Annotated in this window: 12 protein-coding genes and 1 pseudogene; all 13 read left to right on the top strand. The window is 75.0% G+C overall.

Annotated features, from left to right (window positions below):
- Positions 1-556, top strand: a pseudogene (locus D476_RS0120175) (argininosuccinate synthase domain-containing protein); the annotation flags it as partial.
- A gap of 137 nt (positions 557-693) precedes the next feature.
- On the top strand, positions 694-2,094 hold the full coding sequence (argH, locus tag D476_RS0120170) for an argininosuccinate lyase (RefSeq protein ID WP_026123686.1): 1,401 nt from the start codon (positions 694-696) through the stop codon (positions 2,092-2,094).
- A gap of 261 nt (positions 2,095-2,355) precedes the next feature.
- Positions 2,356-4,665, top strand: coding sequence for a sensor histidine kinase (locus D476_RS0120165; RefSeq protein ID WP_017625732.1), 2,310 nt, complete (start codon positions 2,356-2,358; stop codon positions 4,663-4,665).
- Entirely contained in the window at positions 4,665-5,093 is a 429-nt protein-coding gene (locus D476_RS0120160; RefSeq protein WP_017625731.1) for a roadblock/LC7 domain-containing protein, read from the top strand. Before D476_RS0120165 ends, D476_RS0120160 begins: the two co-directional genes overlap by 1 nt.
- The gene (locus tag D476_RS0120155) at positions 5,090-5,461 is read left to right on the top strand and encodes a DUF742 domain-containing protein (protein ID WP_017625730.1); all 372 of its coding nucleotides are present in this window, start codon (positions 5,090-5,092) and stop codon (positions 5,459-5,461) included. Before D476_RS0120160 ends, D476_RS0120155 begins: the two co-directional genes overlap by 4 nt.
- Positions 5,442-6,053 carry a GTP-binding protein gene (locus tag D476_RS0120150; protein WP_017625729.1) on the top strand — a complete coding sequence of 204 codons (612 nt, stop codon included), beginning with the start codon at positions 5,442-5,444 and terminating at the stop codon, positions 6,051-6,053. Before D476_RS0120155 ends, D476_RS0120150 begins: the two co-directional genes overlap by 20 nt.
- A gap of 65 nt (positions 6,054-6,118) precedes the next feature.
- A complete protein-coding gene (locus D476_RS0120145) occupies positions 6,119-7,018 on the top strand; it encodes a sirohydrochlorin chelatase (RefSeq protein ID WP_017625728.1) in 900 nt (299 codons plus the stop codon).
- Between the two features lie 99 nt (positions 7,019-7,117).
- The gene (locus D476_RS0120140; protein WP_017625727.1) at positions 7,118-9,103 is read left to right on the top strand and encodes a sensor histidine kinase; all 1,986 of its coding nucleotides are present in this window, start codon (positions 7,118-7,120) and stop codon (positions 9,101-9,103) included.
- Complete coding sequence (locus D476_RS39225; protein WP_338036250.1) at positions 9,024-9,644, top strand: DUF742 domain-containing protein; 621 nt, start codon at positions 9,024-9,026, stop codon at positions 9,642-9,644. Before D476_RS0120140 ends, D476_RS39225 begins: the two co-directional genes overlap by 80 nt.
- Positions 9,645-10,237: 593 nt before the next feature.
- The gene (locus tag D476_RS0120130; protein WP_017625725.1) at positions 10,238-10,654 is read left to right on the top strand and encodes a hypothetical protein; all 417 of its coding nucleotides are present in this window, start codon (positions 10,238-10,240) and stop codon (positions 10,652-10,654) included.
- Positions 10,655-10,739: 85 nt separating this feature from the next.
- A complete protein-coding gene (lhgO, locus tag D476_RS0120125) occupies positions 10,740-11,918 on the top strand; it encodes an L-2-hydroxyglutarate oxidase (protein ID WP_017625724.1) in 1,179 nt (392 codons plus the stop codon).
- Positions 11,919-11,925: 7 nt separating this feature from the next.
- Positions 11,926-13,086 carry a DNA glycosylase AlkZ-like family protein gene (locus D476_RS35710; RefSeq protein WP_086002652.1) on the top strand — a complete coding sequence of 387 codons (1,161 nt, stop codon included), beginning with the start codon at positions 11,926-11,928 and terminating at the stop codon, positions 13,084-13,086.
- A 585-nt stretch (positions 13,087-13,671) separates the two neighbouring features.
- Positions 13,672-14,967 (top strand): tyrosine--tRNA ligase, encoded by a 1,296-nt coding sequence (tyrS, locus tag D476_RS0120115; RefSeq protein ID WP_017625722.1) that lies wholly within the window; start codon positions 13,672-13,674, stop codon positions 14,965-14,967.
- Positions 14,968-15,592 lie beyond the last annotated feature (625 nt).

Below are 15,592 nucleotides of genomic sequence, written 5' to 3'. Positions count from 1 at the left end.
GGAGCTGGTCGTCCCCTTCCCCGCCGGCGTGCCCACCGCCATCGACGGCAAGGAGCTCACCCCGCTGCAGGTCATCGAGGAGATGAACCGGCGGGCGGGCGCCCAGGGCGTGGGCCGCATCGACATGGTCGAGGACCGGCTGGTCGGCATCAAGAGCCGCGAGGTCTACGAGGCGCCGGGCGCCATCGCGCTCATCGCCGCCCACCAGGAGCTGGAGAACGTCACCGTGGAGCGGGAGCTGGCCCGGTTCAAGCGCGGCGTCGACCAGCGGTGGGGCGAGCTGGTCTACGACGGCCTGTGGTTCTCCCCCCTCAAGGAGTCCCTGGACGGGTTCATCGCCGACGCCAACAAGCACGTCTCCGGCGACGTGCGGGTGGTCCTGCACGGCGGCCGGGCCGTGGTCACCGGGCGGCGCAGCGAGCAGTCGCTCTACGACTACGAGCTGGCCACCTACGACACCGGCGACACCTACGACCAGTCCATGGCGCGCGGCTTCATCGACGTGTGGAGCATGCCCGCCAAGATCGCCTCGATGCGGGAACAGCGCAACGCCTGACCCGCCCGCCGCGGCCCCGGCACGGCAGCGCCCGGGGCCGCGGCGACGACGACCGACCCATCCGCCCACCCCAGCAAAGGACACCGACCGTGGCCCAGGACAGCGCCGACGCCAGCGCCGAGGCCCCCGGCGGCCCCGTGACCCGCCTGTGGGGCGGCCGCTTCGCCGGCGGCCCCTCCGAGGCCCTCGCCGCCCTCTCCGACAGCACCTCCTTCGACTGGCGCCTGGCCCGCCACGACATCGCCGGGTCCCGGGCCCACGCCCGCGTCCTGCACGCCGCCGGGCTGCTGACCGACGAGGAGCTGCAGGGCACCCTGGACGGGCTCGACCGCCTGGAGGCCGACGTCGCCTCGGGCGCCTTCACCCCGGTGCCCGAGGACGAGGACGTGCACACCGCCCTGGAGCGCGGCTTCATCGAGCGCGTCGGCCCCGAGCTCGGCGGGCGGCTGCGCGCCGGGCGCTCGCGCAACGACCAGATCGCCACCCTGGTGCGGATGTACCTGCGCGAGCAGGCCCGCGCCGTCGCCGGGGAGCTGCTCGACCTCGTCGGCGCGCTCGCCGACCAGGCCGAGGCGAACATGGGCGTGCCCATGCCGGGCCGCACCCACCTGCAGCACGCCCAGCCGGTGCTGCTCTCCCACCACCTGCTCGCGCACGCCTGGCCGCTGCTGCGGGACGTGGAGCGGCTGGCCGACTGGGACCGCCGCGCCGCCGTCTCGCCCTACGGCTCCGGCGCGCTGGCCGGGTCCTCGCTCGGGCTGGACCCCGAGGCGGTCGCCGCCGACCTGGGCTTCCCCGCCGCGGCGGAGAACTCCATCGACGCCACCGCCTCCCGGGACGTGGCCGCCGAGTTCGCCTTCGCGGCCGCGATGACCGGGGTGGACCTGTCGCGCATCTCCGAGGAGGTCATCCTCTGGGCCACCAAGGAGTTCTCCTTCGCCATCCTCGACGACGCCTACTCCACGGGGTCGTCGATCATGCCGCAGAAGAAGAACCCGGACATCGCCGAGCTGGCGCGCGGCAAGTCCGGCCGCCTCATCGGGGACCTGACCGGCCTGCTCGGCACCCTCAAGGGGCTGCCGCTGGCCTACAACCGGGACCTGCAGGAGGACAAGGAGCCGGTGTTCGACGCCGCCGACACCCTGCTGCTCCTGCTGCCCGCGTTCACCGGCATGGTCGCCACGCTCAAGTTCGACGGCGAGCGCATGGCCGAGCTGGCGCCGCAGGGGTTCTCGCTGGCCACCGACATCGCCGAGTGGCTGGTGCGGCAGCGGGTGCCGTTCCGCGAGGCGCACGAGATCGCGGGGGCGTGCGTGCGCCTGTGCGAGGAGCGCGGTGTGGACCTGCCCGACCTGGGCGACGAGGACTTCGCGTCGGTGTCGGAGCACCTGACCCCGCAGGTGCGCGAAGTGCTGACGGTGGAGGGGGCCATGGCCTCGCGGGCGGGCAAGGGCGGAACGGCCCCGGTCCGCGTCCGCGAGCAGCTCGCCCGCGTCCGTGAGGCGGCGGAAGGGCTGAGGGCCTTCGCCGGGTCCTGAGCCGGGATGGGCCCCGCCCAGGCCGCCGTCCTCCATCACCCTGTCCGGCCGAGCTCCTCCTCCCGCCGTACGTCATCGCCCAAGAGGGGCGAATTCTCCGAACCCCCCTCCCGCTCCGTCCGCATGCGGTAGCGTCCTGAATCCGTGGGCACCACGGGTGGCCACTCCTGTGCGCATCGTGATCCGTTCCGGCCGAGTCCGGGCCGCGGGCACCGCGCACCGGGGGCGGCCGACGCGCAGCCCGCACGGGGGAGGAGCCGGATGGGGCAGTCGGGGGGAGCAGAGCGCGGCATCAGGGCGCAGCTCAACAGGATCGTGCTGATTCCCAGCGTGACGTTCCTGGCGCTGTTCGTCGTGCTCAGCGGCGTCACCCTGACCCAGGCGGTCTCGCTGCGCCTGGCCTCCCGCGACGCCCGGGAGGCCGTCCACCTGCAGCAGGTCCTCACCGAGCTGCAGCGCGAACGCCGCCTGGCCGCCGAGCACCTGGCCGACCCCGGCCGGGGATCGCTGGAGGCCTTCCACGACCAGACCGCCGCCACCGACGACGCCGTCGAGCGCATGGGCGAGGCCGGGGACCGGCTGCGCGGCTCGCGCGACTCCGCCGTCGCCGACCGCGCCTCCTCCTTCCACGCCTCCCTGGCCCGCCGGGGCGGACTGCGGGACGAGATCGCCGCCGGCGACATCGGGGCCCCCATCGCCGCCGCCGACTACGGCACCGCCGTCGAGCGCGGAGTGCGCGTGTTCGACGCCGTGGGGCGCACCGCCGCCGACGGCCCGTCGGCCGCGGCCGCGGCCGACACGGTGGCGCTCATGCGCGCACAGGAGCGGTTCTCCCGCGCCGACGCCCTCCTCAGCGGAGGCGGCGACGCGGGCCGGGCCGCCTCCCTCGTCGAGGACGCCGAGGCCCGCCTGGCCGAGACCGGCTCCGCCCTGTCGGGCGAACCCGCACGGGCGCACGCCGCCCTGGACGCCTCATCGGACTGGAGCCGCGCGCGCACCCTGGCCGAGCGCGCCGCCGAGCGGGACGGCGGCGGCGACGCACCCCCCGAAGGGTGGCGGTCGGCCGCCGACGAGGTCGACGCGGGCCTGACCGGATTGGCGGCCGCCCAGGCCGGAACGGTCGTCGACCGCACCCGCGACGCCTCCAACGCCATGTTCAGCCTCGCCCTGGGCGGCGGCACCATGGCGCTGTTCGCCGGGACCCTCGCCTACGGGGTCGCCTCCCGCTCCGCCGGGCGGCTGATCGGCCGCCTGGCCCGGCTGCGCGCCGAGACCCTGGAGCTGGCCCGCACCCGGCTGCCGCGCATCGTCGCCCGGCTGGAGCAGGGCGAATCCGTCGACCTGGACCGGGAGGTGCGCCGCCTGGACCACGGCGACGACGAGGTCGGCCAGGTCGCCGACGCCTTCACCACCGCCCAGCGCACCGCCGTGCGCGCCGCGGTGCGCCAGGCCGACATGCGCGCGGGCGTGAACCGGGTCTTCCTCGGCATCGCGCACCGCAACCAGTCGCTGGTCCAGCGCCAGCTCCAGCTCCTCGACCGCATCGAGCGCGAGGAGGAGGACCCCGACCTGCTGGAGGACCTCTTCCACCTGGACCACCTGGCCACCCGGGGGCGCCGCAACGCCGAGAACCTCATCATCCTCGGCGGCGGGCGGCCCGGCCGCCGCTGGCGCACCCCCATCCCGCTGGTGGACATCCTGCGCGGCGCCATCTCCGAGACCGAGGAGTACGCCCGGGTGGAGCTGCGGGTGGTGCCCGACGTGGCGCTGTCGGGCACCGTGGTGGCCGACGTCATCCACCTGGTCGCCGAGCTGGTGGAGAACGCCACCTCCTTCTCCCCGCCGCACACCCCCGTGCACATCCACAGCGAGCTGGTGCCCAAGGGCGTCGCCGTGGAGATCGAGGACCGCGGCCTGGGCATGGGGGAGGAGGCGCTCTCCCGCGCCAACGCCACCCTGCGCGAGGCGCCCGAGTTCGACGTCATGGCGCTCAACCAGGACCTGCGCCTGGGGCTGTTCGTCGTCGCCCGGCTGGCCGCCAAGCACGACGTGCACGTCCAGCTCTGCCCCTCGCCCTACGGCGGCACCCGCGCGGTGGTGCTCATCCCCGCCGCGCTCATCGCCGACCGGCAGGCCCCCGCCCGCCCGGCCCGGCGCGGCGCGCAGGAGCGCCGCCCCGCCGGCCGGACCGCCCCCGACCTGCTCGCCGGGGCCCCCGTCGCCGCCGGGCGGCCCGGCGCCCCCGCGCAGCCGTCCGGGCACGCCCGGACGGCCCCCCAGGACCGGTCCGCCGCCCCCCGTGCGGCCCGGCCGTCCGCGTCGGCGCCATCCGCACCGACCGCACCCGCTCCCCCCGCAGCCGAGGACGGCCGCCCGGCGCTGCCCAAGCGGCGCCGCCAGGCCGGACTCGCCCCGCAACTGCGCGAGGAACCGGCGGTACCCCCCGCCGGCGGAGCCGCGCCCGCCCTGCTCGAGCCTTCGCCCGAGCGGGCCCGCGCGGTGATGAGCGCGTTCCAGAAGGGGACCCGGCGCGGCCGGGAGGACGAACACACGGGAGAGAGCAGCGAATGATGGTTGACGACGGCAACGCGGCAACAGACCTCAACTGGCTCCTGGACGACCTGGTGGACCGCACGGTGGGCGCCGAGCACGCCATCGTGCTCTCCGCCGACGGGCTGCTCATCGGCCGTTCCCGCGGCCTCGGCGCCGAACAGGGCGAGCACCTGTCCGCGGTCGCCTCCGCCTTCCAGAGCCTGGCCCGCGGCACCGGCCGACGGTTCGGCGGCGGCGCTGTGCGCCAGACCGTGGTGGAGATGGAGCACGCCTACCTGTTCGTGACCGCCGCCGGGGAGGGCGCCTGCCTGGCCGTGCTGGCCGCCGAGGACGCCGACGTGGGCCTGGTCGCCTACGAGATGAACATGCGCATCAAGCGCGTGGGCCAGTTCCTCACCTCCGCCCCCCGCTTCCCCGAGTCGGTCGTCGCGGGCGGCGGCTCGTGAGCCCGGCGGCCGGGCGCCTGGACGAGGGCGCCGGGCCGCTGGTGCGGCCCTACACCATGACCGGGGGGCGGACCCGTCCCGCCGCGGGCGCCGGGCTCGACATGATCAGCATCGTGGTCGCGGCGCGCGAGCGGAGGGACTGGGGGGAGATGCAGCCCGAGCACGCGCGCATCCTGCGCCGCTGCCGCACCCCGGTCTCGGTGGCCGAGCTCTCGGCCCATCTGGACATCCCCATCACCGTGGTCAAGGTGCTGGTGGGCGACCTCGTCGCCGCGGGCGACGTGGCCGCCCGGGCACCGGCGCCCGCGGCCGACCACCCCGAAGCCCACGTTCTGCAGGCGGTACTCGATGGCATCCGACGGCTCTGACGGCGCCGACACCGGCGTCACCGGCGCGCACGACCTCCCGGTCGCGGTCAAGATCCTGGTGGCCGGGGGGTTCGGGGCGGGCAAGACCACCCTGGTCGGGTCGGTCAGCGAGATCGCCCCGCTCAGCACCGAGGAGGTGATGACCGAGGCCAGCATGGGCGTGGACGACACCGGCGGGGTGGAGGCCAAGACCACCACCACCGTCGCCCTGGACTTCGGGCGCATCACGGTCAGCGAGCGGGTGGTGCTGTACCTGTTCGGCACACCCGGGCAGGGGCGGTTCTGGTTCATGTGGGACGAGCTGGCCTCCGGCGCGCTGGGGGCGGTCGTCGTCGCCGACACCCGGCGCCTGGAGAGCTGCTTTCCCGCGGTGGACTTCTTCGAGCGGCGCGGCGTCCCGTTCGCCGTGGCCGTCAACCAGTTCGACGGGGCGCACCGCTACACCGCCCAGGAGGTGCGCGAGGCGGTGGACGTCGACCCGCACGTCCCGGTGGTGCTGGGCGACGCCCGCGAGCGCGAGTCCGGCAAGGAGGTGCTGCTGGCCCTCGTCGAACACGTGATCCGCCGTCGCAGCCCGGCCCTGAGCGGGTGAGCTGTAGCATAGGGCTCCCCGAACGCACACGACTCGTTAGCATCTCTCGCGTGAATCCTGACAGTATGCAGAATCCGGACAGACTCCCCCCTCGCGATCTGCCGCGGCGCCGCTCCGGGCGGCACCGCAATCCGCTCTCCTTCGACAGCTGGGTCGGCACCCCGCGGCTGGTGCTCGCCGTGCCCGGCGGTGGCGGGGAGGCCGCGGAGATCGGCGCGCAGATCGCCGACCTGTTGCGCTCCTACCGCCCCGAGGTCGATATCAAGTACGGGTGCGCCGACGGCGGCCCCTCGCTGCGCGAGGCCATGGACGGCCTCGCCCCGCGCGAGGGCAGCCCGCTGGCGGGCATCGTCGTGCCGCTGGTGACCGGCCCGCACGCGCCCACCGCCCGGGCCGTGGAGGAGGCGGCCCGGGACACCGGCGCCGACGTGCGGGTGACCGAGGCGCTCGGCCCGCACCCCATGCTCGCGGAGGTGCTGCACCTGCGCCTGGCCGAGGCCGGGTTCGTGCGTGCCGACCGGATGCGGCTGATCAGTGTGGTGGCCCCCTCGGCCAGCATGACCGACGGCGTCGTGGTGGGCGCGGCCGGCGGCGGCGAGGCGGCCGGTGCCGCCGGGGTGACCGCGGTGCTGCTCGCCGCCCGGCTCGGCATCACCGTGCTGCCCGCCGACATGGACGACGACGCCGCGATGGCCGAGGCGTTCGGGCAGCTGGCCGAGGCCGGCTGCGCCCGCCCGGTGCTCGCCCCCGGGGTGATCGGCCCCGAGATGCCCGAGGGGCGCGTCGCCGAGCTGGCCGAACGGAACGGGGCACGGGCCAGTGCGCCGCTGGGCGCGGGCAGCACCCTGGCCAAGATCGCGGCGCTGCGCTACGCCGAGGTGCTCAACAGCGTCGGGGTGCAGACCCCGCCGAGCGTGGACGACCTGCCCGCGCCGGTCGGGTCGCGGCACCGCCCGGAGAGCTGACCCCCGCGCCTGCTCACTCAATGTGAGCGAACCGCCACCCTCGGCATCGGAACTTCGGTACCCTCCTCCCACGGGCGCGCCGTCGGAGGAGGGGGACCCATGGCCGCGACGCCGGAGCGGCGGACCATCCGCGGGCAGCTCACCCGCATCGTTCTGATTCCCAGCGTCTGCTTCCTGCTGCTGTGGACCGCCACCACCGCGGCCGACGCCGTGCAGGCCGCCTCCATGGCCGCCGCCGTCGGCGACGGCCGCGCCGGGACCGCCGCCTTCACCCGCCTGGCCGAAGCCCTGCGCGAGGAGCGGCTGGCCACCATGGTCCGGCTCGGCGACCCCGGGGACCCCGCGGCGGACGAACCCCTGGAGCGCGCCCGGGCGGGCGCGGACCGGGCCCTGGAGCACGTCGAACCGCACGCCGAGGGGCTGCGCTCCAGCGCCGACCGGAACGTGCTGCGCAGCGCCGCCCGCTTCGACGGCCGCGGCGAGGGCGCCCCCGAGGACCTGGACGGGCTGCGTGGCGGCGTCGACGACGGCTCCGTCACCCGCGCCACCGCGCTGGAGGCCTACGACGCCCTGCTCGGGGACCTGCGCACGCTCGGCTCCGCGCTGCTCGACGCCGCCGCGGACGGGGCGGACGGCGCCGCGGCGGGACTGGCCGACACCCTGGTGGGCGTGCGCGAGGAGTACTCGCGCGCCGAGGCGCTGCTCGCGGGGGCCATCGCCGCCGGGGGCATGGACTACCAGGAGACCGCCCACTTCACCTACCTCACCGCCTCCTACCGGGACTCGCTGGAGCAGGCCGAACCCGATCTGCGCGGCCCGGCGCTGGACACCTACACCGAGCTGACCTCCGGCGACGCCTGGCGGCGCACCGAGCGGCTCAGCCGGAGCGTGGTCACCCGGCCGCCCGTCTCCGATGAGCAGGCCGCGGCCGGGCGCCCCGCCTGGAACACCGACCCGGAGGTCGGCAGGGACGAGTGGGAACGGGCGGCGGGAGGGGCGGGGGAGGGGCTGCGCGCCCTCGCCCGCACCCAGCGCGCGGCGGTCTTCGACACCGCCGAGACCGCCGCCCACACCCGCATCGCACTGAGCGTCGCCGGGGCGGTGCTGACCCTGGCCGCGGGGGCCGCCGCGATCATCGTCGCCGGGCGCTCCTCCCGGCGCCTGACCGAGCGGCTGTGCCGCCTGCGCACCGAGACCCTGGCGGTGTCCGACACCCGCCTGCCGCGCATCGTCTCCCGGGTCCAGGAGGGCGCCCGCGTCGACCTGGGGGACGCGCTGCCGCAGCTGTCCTACGGGAACGACGAGATCGGCGAGGTGGCCGACGCCTTCAACACGGCACAGCGCACCGCGGTCGGCGCCGCCGTCAAACAGGCCGAGATCCGGGCGGGGGCCAACAAGGTCTTCCTCGGCATCGCCTACCGCAACCAGGCGCTCGTGCAGCGGCAGCTGCGCCTTCTCGACGAGATCGAGTACGCCGAGGAGGATCCGCGCACCCTGGAGAAGCTGTTCCGCCTGGACCACCTGGCCACCCGCGCCCGGCGGTACGCCGACAACCTCATCATCCTCGGCGGGGCGCACTCGGCCCGGCGCTGGCGCGAGCCGCTGCCGGTCGTCGACGCCCTGCGCGCCGCGATCTCGGAGACCGAGGACTACCAGCGGGTGCGCCTGACCTGCGCCCCCGGCCCGCCGCTGCGCGGCACCGCCGTGGCCGACGTGGTGCACCTGGTGGCCGAGCTGGTGGAGAACGCCACCCAGTTCTCCCCGGCGGGGGCGCCGGTCGACGTCACCTGCGGCCCCGCGCCCGGCGGGATGGCGGTGGAGGTGGAGGACCGGGGGCTGGGACTGACCCCCGAGGGGTACGCGGCCGCCGAGCGGACGCTGGCCCAGGCGCCCGAGTTCGACGTGATGGCGCTGCAGAACGAGCCGCGGGTGGGACTCTTCGTGGTGGCGCGCCTGGCGGCCCGCCACGGGATAGCGGTGCGGCTGGCCCCGTCGGCCTACGGGGGTGCACGGGCGACGGTGCTGGTGCCCGCGGCATTGCTGGAGGAGGCGGTCGTGGCCGGGGGGCACGGTGGTGGACGGTAGGGAAGACGACAGAACAGGCGCCCACGGGGGAGGGACACCACCCCGCCGGGACGGTGGACCGCACGGCGCGGGCGGCGGCCCGGCCGCCGGAGGCGGGCGCCCGGAGGCGGCGGAGCATGGGCCGAGCGCAGACGCCGGAGACCCGAGTGGTGAAGCCAGAGGCCCGAGCGGTGAGGAGTGCGGCCTGCTCGATGCGGGCCCGCTCCTCCGCCCCTTCGCCCTTCGGGCGGGACGCCCGCCTGTACCGGCGTCCCCGAGGCCGAGCGCGCGCACTCCGGCCGGTCCGCTGACCGCGGTACGGGCAGCGGACCCCTCCGACGCCGACCGCGAGCCGTACCCGGAGGTGGCGGCGGTGCTGAGGGCCTGCGCGAAGCCGCGCCGGGTCATCGACCTGGCGGCGGAGGCGGGCCTGCCACTGACGGTCGCCCGGCACCTGGTCCGCGACCTGGCGGCCGAGGGGCGCCTGGTGGTGTGCCACAGCCGCCCGGCGGATGACCGCGACATCCTCGAACACGTGCTTGAGGGTCTGAGGGCCCTGTGATCCCGCAGAAACGGAACCGGTAGGGGCGGGGTCGCCGCCATCACCGGGTGCGATGCGCGTCCGCCGGTCACTGTGACCGGAGTCGAGGGCGGCCCCGGTACCCCGCTCGCTGGCACCGGCCGAGCGCGGGGTCGGCGGGGCGTGAGGTGGAGGACGCCGACAAGGCAGGTCAGCGCCCATTTCGGCAGCGCTGGCGATTGCGCGGAGGGTGCGTGGTCGCCGCGATGGGCGGCGACGGCGGGGNGCCCCGCCTGCCGTCCGCCGGGTTCCTCGTGGTCCAGGGAGGCGGCGGCCCAGCTGGCGCCCCGCTCCCGGCCGGGGTCCGTGAGCGGGGTACCAGCTGGGCCGTCTTTTCGGACCGCAGGACCCCGCTGGACGGAGAGCAAGGCCGGGGAACCGCGCCCCCCGCTCGCCAGCCATCACGGCGACCATCCGCATGCCATCCGCATGGCCGCACGCCCGATGCCCGACGGTCCCGGCCCCCGGGCGTGATGGGTCCCGCTAATCTCGGTCGCCGCCGCCGGTCGTCCGAACTTCCGCCCCCACGCGCCTCGTCCGACCGGCGGACGCCACCGTCGACGGGAGCAGCCCTCATGCCGAACACGTCCGACCGCCCCCAGGCCCTCCACCTGGCCGGTGCGGTGCTCGCCTGTGTCATCGCGGCCGCGGCCGGCGCCTTCATCGCTCCCCGCCCACTGCCCTTCACCGCGGACGTCGTCCAGCGCGAGACCTCCCCGGCCATCTACGAACCCTTCGGGGACATGGGCGCCCCCGAGCCCGTCGAAGTCCTGCTGGTCCGCGCGTACTCGCTCGCCGGAACCGTCCACACTCTCCGGCTCGGCCACGACGCCGAGGCCTACTTCCATGAGGTCACCGTTCCCGATGCGACCGGTACCGAAGGCCCACCGGAGATCGCCTCCGTCGACTGGACCCCCGAGGAGATCACCGTCCGCTTCGCCTCCGGGCACGCGCTCGCGGTCCCCGCCGAGAAGGCCGTCGGCCACCGCTGAAGCGCCGCCCGGAAGGTCCCGGAAGGTCCCTGATGTGCCGGAGGGGTCGTCCGGCACCGCGCCCCCCCTTGCTAGCGTGTGCCGGATGAGCGGCGAGCACATCGGCATCATCGGAGCAGGCATCGTCGGACTGGCCCTCGCGGAGTGGATCACCCGCAACCGCCCCGGCGCGCGGGTCACCGTCCTCGAACGCGAGGAACGGGTCGCCGCCCACCAGACCGGCCACAACAGCGGTGTCGTGCACGCGGGCCTCTATTACAGGCCCGGCTCCCTCAAAGCCACCCTGTGCCGCCGCGGCACCGCCCTGCTGCGCGACTACTGCGCCGAACGGGAACTCCCCTACGAAGAGGCCGGCAAGGTCCTCGTCGCCCAGGACGCCGAAGAGGAGGCGCGGCTCGACCGCATCGAGTCCACCGCCCGCGAGAACGGCGTCCCCGATGTCCGCCGCCTCGGCCCCGACGGCCTCCGGGAGATCGAGCCGCACGTGCGCGGTACCGGCGGCCTCCACTCGCCGCACACCGCCATCACCGACTTCGTGGCGGTCGCCGAATCCCTCGCCGACGACGTCCGCCGTGCCGGTGGCCGGGTGCTGCTCGGCACCCCCGTCATCGACCTGCGCCAGGGCGCGGGCGGCGCCGAGGCGCTCACCGGCGACCCCCGCGGCGAGCGCGTCCGCCACCGCTTCGACACCCTCATCGTCTGCGGCGGCCTGGAGACCGACCGCCTGGCCCGCATGGCCGGAGCGGGCGACGACCCCCGCATCGTGCCCTTCCGCGGCACCTACCACGAGCTGGCGCCCGAAAGCCGCCATCTGGTGCGCGGTCTCGTCTACCCGGTCCCCGACCCGCGCTACCCCTTCCTCGGCGTCCACCTGACCCGGCACGTCCACGGCGAGGTCACCGCGGGCCCCAACGCCCTGCTCGACCGCGCCCGCCTGGGCGAGACGCTGCGCTGGCCCGGCTTCTGGCGCCTGGCCCGGCGGCACTGGGCGATGGGCGCCGCCGAGATGGCGGTGTCCGCCTCCCCCGCGGTCTTCGCCCGCCAGGCGCGCCGCCTCGTCCCCGGGATCACCGCCCGCGACCTGCGCCCCGCACCCTCCGGCGTGCGCGCCCAGGCGCTCGCCCGGGACGGCTCCCTGGTGGACGACTTCGCGCTGGAGACCCACGACCGCATCGTGTGCGTGCGCAACGCCCCTTCCCCGGCCGCGACCTCCTCCCTCGCGATCGCCGAGTACCTCGGGGAGAAGATCGTCCCCGTCCGGTAGCGCCACGGTGTCCGGCGGGAACACTCCCCTCCATGGGAGCCGCCGCCGGTGCGCTCCGGCTCGGCCGCGCCGCGGTGCTCGGCCACCGGGTGCGCGCCCACGACCTGGACCGCCCGGGCGGCGGCGGGGCGCGCGTGCTCGCCGTCGGCCTGCAGGACCACCCTCCGGGCCGNGGCGGCGCGGCGCCCCGCCGCCCGGACGGCGCACGGTGCTGCTGCACTCGTTGCGCGGCGCACTCCACCTGCACGACGCCGAGGACGCCCCGCTGCTGGCCGCCGCCCTGCGCGTCGACGACGCCCGGGAACTGCAGCGCCAGACCGCCGGTCCGACGCTCTTCCGGGTCCAGGAGGAGGACTCCGGCCTCGGGCGCGCACTCGACCGGGCGACGGCGGCAATGCGTGAGGCCGCCGAGTCCGGCGCTGCACTGACCAAAGGGGAGCTGAGCGCCGCCGCGACCGCCGCGGTCGTGTCCGCCGTCTCCGCCGCCGCGCCCTGGTGCGCGGGGTGCGGTGTTCGGCACGTGGACGACCTCCTCTTCCGGATGGCCGCCCTCCAGGCGGGCCTCGGCGCTGCCCTGGAGGACGGTGCGGCCGTCTACCGCGCCCTGCCCGGTGCGGGGGAGCGGCCGCCCACCGACCTGGCGCGGGCCGAGCTGGTCCGACGCTTCCTACGCGTGTTCGGCCCCGCCCGCCCGGAGGACCTGGCGGCCTGGACAGGGCTCACTTCTTCAACCGCACGGTCCTGGTGGTCGACGGTCGCTTCGGCGCTGAACCCCGTCGAGGTCGAAGGGAAACGGCGCTGGGTGCCGCACGCGCCAGGGGAGGCGCCCGATCCAGGAGATGAGCCTTCGGGAGCGGTGCGGCTGCTGGGCCCCTACGACCCGCTGACCGCCCTCGCCGACCGCGCGTTCCTGGTGCCCGACCCGGTGCTGCGGCGGCAGGTGTGGCGCGCGGCGGGCACCCCCGGAACGGTGTTGGCGGGCGGAGAGATCGCGGGGACCTGGCGGAGGCGGACGCACGGCGGCCGGTTGGACATCGAGGTCGTCCCGTTCCACCCGGCGCCCGGATGGGCCGCCGCGGACCTGGAGGAGGACGCGCGCCTCATGGCCGCCTGCGCCGGGGTGCCCGACGCCGCCGTCCGGGTCGGCGGCCAGCGGATCCAGACCTGACGGCTAGGGCTTTTCGGGTTGACCCAAACCTTGCACAGAACGTGAAAAAGCCGTCGTCACGGGCGTTTCCGACGTATGCACCTGCTCACCCCACAGCGACCGGAACCGGTGTTGCGGACACCGCGCCGTGTTGCGAAAGAGGCAGTGGTGGCGCTCTGACCAGCAGCGGTATAGGCGTCGTACGGTTTCGGCCGTCCGGAGGGACGGGCGGGGCCGACCGTGGCCCCACCTCCGGCGAACGATCGTGTGATGCGCATCACTCCCTCACGCGCAATCGCACGTTGCGTAGTCAGTGATCATGGTCCGTGGCGCTCGGGCGGTTACCGTCCCACCGACCCCCGGGGCCGCCTGCGCCCGGTTCCGGTTCCCCCTATCGCGACCGGGGCGCGGCGGTCCCGGGCCTCAAGCACAACGCAGGGCCGGGCCGCCGGAGCGTTCCGCCCCGTGCCGCCGTTCCGGCCACCGTCACTGCTGCCATCACGGTACGTAGCACCGGCCGCCGTCACGAAATCCGGTCGAGGCGCAGATGAACGCGCCGATACAGTGGACGCGTCACCACGACGATTCGAGCGACGGAAGTAGACAGTGACCGACATCATCGACGAACTCGAATGGCGCGGCCTGCTCGCGCAGACCACCGACCTTGACGAACTTCGCAAGGCGCTCGCCGATGGCCCGGTCACCCTCTATTGCGGCTTCGACCCGACCGCGGGGAGCCTGCACGTCGGCCACCTCACGCAGATCCTGACGCTGGCCCGCTTCCAGCGCGCCGGGCACCGGCCCATCGCCCTCGTCGGCGGCGGCACCGGCCTCATCGGCGACCCCAAGCCCAACGCCGAGCGCATCCTCAACTCCGAGGAGACGGTCGCGGGCTACGTGGCCGCCATCGGCCGCCAGCTCTCGGCGTTCCTGCGGTTCACCCCCGAAGGCGCCGCCCCGGAGCCGACCGACGCGGTCCTGGCCGACAACGGCGAGTGGCTGCGCTCCATGAGCGCCATCGAGATGCTGCGCGACGTCGGCAAGCACTTCAGCATCAACCAGATGCTGCAGCGCGAAACCGTCAAGGCGCGCCTCGACGGCGACGGCATGAGCTACACCGAGTTCAGCTACGTGCTGCTCCAGTCCTACGACTACGTGCAGTTCTACCGGCGCCACGGGTGCACCCTGCAGATCGGCGGCAGCGACCAGTGGGGCAACATCACCGCCGGCCTGGAACTCATCCGGCGCATGGACGGCAACGAGCCGCACGGCCCCGCGCACGCGCTCACCACCAACCTGCTGACCAAGGCCGACGGCACCAAGTTCGGCAAGACCGAGGGCGGCAGCGTGTGGCTCGACCCCGAGCTCACGACGCCGTACGCCTTCTACCAGTTCTGGTTCAACACCGACGACCGCGACGTCGCGCGCTACCTGCGCGTGTTCAGCTTCCGCTCCCAGGAGGAGATCGAGGAGCTGGAGCGCCAGACCGAGGAGCGGCCCGCCGCCCGCGCCGCCCAGCGCGCGCTGGCCGAGGAACTCACCTCCCTGGTGCACGGCGAGGAGGAGTGCCGGAAGGTCATCGAGGCGAGCCAGGCCCTCTTCGGCCGCGCCGAACTGTCGGCCCTGGACGCGCGCACGCTGGACGCCGCCCTGGCGGAGGTGCCCAAGGCCGGGCTCCCCGCCGTCGGTGACGGCGTGCCGGTGGTCGACCTGCTCGCCGACACCGGCCTGGTCCCCAGCAAGTCGGCGGCCCGCCGCGCCGTCCAGGACGGCGGCGCGTACCTCAACAACACCAAGGTGACCGACGTCGACGCGGTGCTCGGCGCCGACGACCTGATGCACGGCCGCTACGCGGTGCTGCGCCGCGGCAAGCGCAACATCGGCGGCGTGATCGTGGGCTGAGGCCCGCGTCGGGCCCCGCGCTCCGATGGCTCGTGTACGAGAGGCGTCCCTTCTTGCGGGGGGGGGCGCCTCTCGTGATGTTCGGGGGAGGGGCGGCGGGGATGGGGACGTCTCTAGGGGGCGGGGGGTGCCGCCCGGCCCCAGCCCCGTTCCCGGCGCGGGCCGCGAACCGGGCGGGTGGGGTCAAAGCCAGGGGCGTGGAAGTTTCTCGACGGCCCGTGTGTTTAACCGTGGCGGAGGCGGGGAGGAAGACCCCTGCAACCAACGACGACCTACCGTGCGGCCCGCAGTAGCGGGGCTGCGCGAGCTCGAAGGCGGAGGCCCGCCGGAGACGGCAGGGCCGATTTGACGTCTCTGGGCGCGGAACCTATCGTGATCTAGCCGAGCGGGACGGCGGCCCTCCTGGGGCCGGAACCGGACCGCCTCCCTTCCAAGACGGCATGGTCCGGACATCGTTCCGGGGCTGCTAGTCTGTTCCACCGGTCTTCTCCTGGCCGGATGGAATCCGGGAAGGAACCTCGCCGAAGTGCCGGAAACGGCATGCGAGAGCGCCGGTTCGGCGCCACTCGGAAAGCGTGGTAAATTCGGAGACAGCGGAAAGCGCCGCCTCTAGCGGAAAAGCGAC

Origin of the sequence: Nocardiopsis chromatogenes YIM 90109, from assembly GCF_000341185.1 — a bacterium.
Classification (GTDB): Bacteria; Actinomycetota; Actinomycetes; order Streptosporangiales; family Streptosporangiaceae; genus Nocardiopsis_A; species Nocardiopsis_A chromatogenes.
This window is presented reverse-complemented; position numbering and strand designations above follow the sequence as displayed.

Bases quoted from the DNA above. Each gene is read 5' to 3' on its own strand.
- D476_RS0120140 (WP_017625727.1), top strand. From the start codon at position 7,118: ATGGCCGCGACGCCGGAGCGGCGGACCATCCGCGGGCAGCTCACCCGC.
- D476_RS0120160 (WP_017625731.1), top strand. From the start codon at position 4,665: ATGGTTGACGACGGCAACGCGGCAACAGACCTCAACTGGCTCCTGGAC.
- D476_RS0120145 (WP_017625728.1), top strand. From the start codon at position 6,119: ATGCAGAATCCGGACAGACTCCCCCCTCGCGATCTGCCGCGGCGCCGC.
- D476_RS0120130 (WP_017625725.1), top strand. From the start codon at position 10,238: ATGCCGAACACGTCCGACCGCCCCCAGGCCCTCCACCTGGCCGGTGCG.
- lhgO (WP_017625724.1), top strand. From the start codon at position 10,740: ATGAGCGGCGAGCACATCGGCATCATCGGAGCAGGCATCGTCGGACTG.
- D476_RS0120165 (WP_017625732.1), top strand. From the start codon at position 2,356: ATGGGGCAGTCGGGGGGAGCAGAGCGCGGCATCAGGGCGCAGCTCAAC.
- D476_RS0120150 (WP_017625729.1), top strand. From the start codon at position 5,442: ATGGCATCCGACGGCTCTGACGGCGCCGACACCGGCGTCACCGGCGCG.